Raw genomic sequence first — 2898 nt, forward strand, 5'->3', positions numbered from 1 at the left:
TGCATCGGCAATCACCGACTTTTACTATTAGATGGGAAGGATTGTAAAGCTAGATGTTAGCTCTACAATTTTCTTTAAAACGAGGATGCGTTAAAGCTCGTCAAGAAGTGAATGGTGGAGCAAGTAAATCGGATCGGCACTTACATCAACTTGTTTATCTGTCCACCATATGAATACGCGTCCTCTCTACGAGCGACCGATACCAACGCAAATAACTTTACTAACGCCAACAGTATCAATAAGCGGTAATTCTTAGGAAGTTCTACTGCGATATAAAAAACAGTCAAAAAATCAAAGCTGGTGTCATTTCTACCAATTCCAAATAAAACATTAATGTCAAAACCAACTCACTATCAGAATCTATTTTAGTAAACCGAGCTTTGATAGGTTGAATACGGTTAAACTTTGGAAATAAATCAACATATTCTTCAACCCGAATTCAACTGTGAAGTCGTGAAAAAGAGCTTGATTCTTGAGTAAATTTGTATTTTTGCTTTGCTGTTAACTTATTCTAAGACAAACGTTTTATTTCATCAGCTAGATCTTGATCCCACTCAAAGTCAATATTAAATTCACCGCTCTGGTTTAGTATGAATTTAGCTTTATTCCACTTATTTTCTGGGTTTTCAGTTGTTACTCTGTAAAGCTCTTTAAATTTCATAAATAACTGAAATCCACTATCAAGATCTTCTATGGTGTTATCTGGATATTGGCAGGTAATGTCGAATTCTGCCGAATCCTCGAAAAACTCTACTTCAGCAATAATCACTACCCAACCAGTTCTCGCTTGTTGTATTAAGTAACTTGCTATTCCCTCATAAATGTCATTCATAGTAACTTTATCCTCCAGCTTTATTTAAAAATGTTAATGTTTTCTTCTTTCCATCAATAATATAAGTTACATCGAATGCAACTGGTCTTTTACTATTTTCTTCATATATGGCATTGATATTCACATCAATTTCTTTGGGCGGTGTTTCCTTAAGCGCTTCAGCCCACTTATTCTCCATCCGCTTCCAAGCGCCTTTGTTGAGGTTACCATTCATGGCCGCATAGTTAATTTGTTCACCGGGCCCCTTGAATATAGTAGCAATTAAATGTCCCCCTTCATCGTCTACAAGGCCATCCTTTATTCCACCCGTAGCTCCAGCTTTTGATTGTTGATACTTATTTCTATCAACCGTATCTAAATCAAGCTTTCCAGACACTGATTTAACCCTACCAAACTCATCTGTATTGTAGTCGTATGATCCAACTCTGTATGTTGTATTTGCTTCAAGTTTACCATTGAGAGTTTTATTCCAAGAACCTTTTTTACCCTGTTCGAGCTCTATGATGCTAACATTAGCCCCCGGCAGCTCATTCCCTTTTGGCGGCTCCAACTCATCGGCTTTGGCTTTGATGGGCTTGTCGGTAACGCCTCGAATTGGTGATTGACCTTGATACTCATCCAACGCTTTATTAACTCGCTGCCCAATTTCTTGGGCGGCTTGTTGCATATGCTGGTCGATTTTGGGGGTGACATCGTCTAGGCGTTTTACTGTGGCTTGCATGCCTTCGATGGCGGCGTCTGGGAGCAGTAGGTCGTAGTGCCAACTGGTGGACATGTCATCGAGTGAATCGCGTAGGCCTTTGACGATGTTTTTAACTTCCGTGGCGGATTGTTTTCCTAGGTCTTGCCAGTTGATGTTTCTTAGGTATTTAACTGGGTCGCCTTTACCGACTTTTCTTTGGGTAAAAAGCCGCAGTACTGCAAGCGCAGCAGAGAGGGACTCTCCGGTATTTTTAAGATGATCTTGCCTACGCCTTTTACTGCCGACCCCACAACTGATGACTCTACAGTTGGTTTATCCACCTTTCAAACTCCAAAAATTCGGTCTCAGTATTTAGGTACTTGATCCAACTTTTTTCTGTAACGGAGTCTTCGAAGTCAAGAATACTGAAAACAATAATCGGTTTTATACCTAATTCGTTGAAAAATCCTGAGTCTTTAACCGCTTTTAGAGAGTTTACAGCTATTTGAGCAATATCAAGTTTATGCTGATTGAGCATTGCATCGGATGTAGCTTTATTCAGGCTTTCTGTCATCTGTTTGGAAATTTCTTGAAAGTATTCGGAACCTTCTCCTTCAAAATCCCATTCTCCCGGAGACCATTTATAATAAGTAGAGTCTTCGGGATCTTCTTCAATTAATGAATTTAAGTGATCATTAGAGTTAGCAGAAGGAGCTAAACTTGAACAGTTTGAATCGCAGTACAATCCAAATGCTATTAGTTCGCTCTCTGGTTGTTGTGATTTCAATTGAGAAAAGCACTCTCTTATAGCCTGTTCTATTATTGTTTCTAAGTCAGTTAAGTTCATCAAAGTTTCCTAATAAAATTTATGTATCGTGTCATTTGCAAAATGTTTTTTAATCTCTTCCAGTGCTTTCACTATATCATGTTTTGTGGCTCCCACTTTATCAGCTTCTTTGAGATAATCCCGCACCGCTTTTGCAGCCTTTGTACTGTGATTTTTGTTTGGAGCCCACCCAAGGTTCTCGGGTCCTCTATACCAGTCAATATCATATTTTTCTAAAATATCTTTACTTTCATCGAGGTATTCTCTCATTTTCTTGCCCCGCCCTTTTTTGAAAACAGAGTGATGGGCATGCGGGTTTATCATGTCTTTTGGAGGTTCACCAGCGCCATATTCGCGCAGTAAACTACCCCATTTAGGCTCTACTTCTCCATCTGCTGGTCCAAATTTTCGTTTACTTTTAACATTAGTCCCCGGCAGCTCATTCCCTTTTGGTGGTTCCAACTCATCGGCTTTGGCTTTGATGGGCTTGTCGGTAACGCCTCGAATTGGTGATTGACCTTGATACTCATCCAACGCTTTATTAACTCTGTCTCTTAT

4 protein-coding genes and 1 pseudogene are annotated in these 2898 nt (G+C 39.6%); all 5 read right to left on the reverse strand.

What is annotated here, in order from left to right; translation table 11 throughout:
* Nucleotides 1-511: 511 nt before the first annotated feature.
* Nucleotides 512-832, reverse strand: a complete 321-nt coding sequence (locus BB427_RS02775; protein ID WP_069018862.1) for an immunity protein YezG family protein — start codon at nt 830-832, stop codon at nt 512-514.
* A gap of 7 nt (nt 833-839) precedes the next feature.
* The gene (locus BB427_RS23665) at nt 840-1607 is read right to left on the reverse strand and encodes a DNA/RNA non-specific endonuclease (RefSeq protein WP_083229827.1); all 768 of its coding nucleotides are present in this window, start codon (nt 1605-1607) and stop codon (nt 840-842) included.
* 86 nt (nt 1608-1693) lie between these two features.
* The gene (locus tag BB427_RS24360) at nt 1694-1855 is read right to left on the reverse strand and encodes a hypothetical protein (protein ID WP_175401227.1); all 162 of its coding nucleotides are present in this window, start codon (nt 1853-1855) and stop codon (nt 1694-1696) included.
* Nucleotides 1837-2361 (reverse strand): DUF4303 domain-containing protein, encoded by a 525-nt coding sequence (locus tag BB427_RS02785; protein WP_069018863.1) that lies wholly within the window; start codon nt 2359-2361, stop codon nt 1837-1839. The genes BB427_RS24360 and BB427_RS02785 overlap by 19 nt, the downstream gene beginning before the upstream one ends.
* 9 nt (nt 2362-2370) lie before the next feature.
* A pseudogene (locus BB427_RS24590) lies at nt 2371-2898 on the reverse strand (AHH domain-containing protein); the annotation flags it as partial.

Origin of the sequence: Pseudoalteromonas sp. BMB, from assembly GCF_001709235.1 — a bacterium.
GTDB classification, from domain to species: domain Bacteria; phylum Pseudomonadota; class Gammaproteobacteria; order Enterobacterales; family Alteromonadaceae; genus Pseudoalteromonas; species Pseudoalteromonas maricaloris.

Coding starts and splice junctions, on each gene's coding strand:
- BB427_RS02785 (WP_069018863.1), bottom strand. CDS start 2,361: ATGAACTTAACTGACTTAGAAACAATAATAGAACAGGCTATAAGAGAG.
- BB427_RS02775 (WP_069018862.1), bottom strand. CDS start 832: ATGAATGACATTTATGAGGGAATAGCAAGTTACTTAATACAACAAGCG.
- BB427_RS23665 (WP_083229827.1), bottom strand. CDS start 1,607: ATGTCCACCAGTTGGCACTACGACCTACTGCTCCCAGACGCCGCCATC.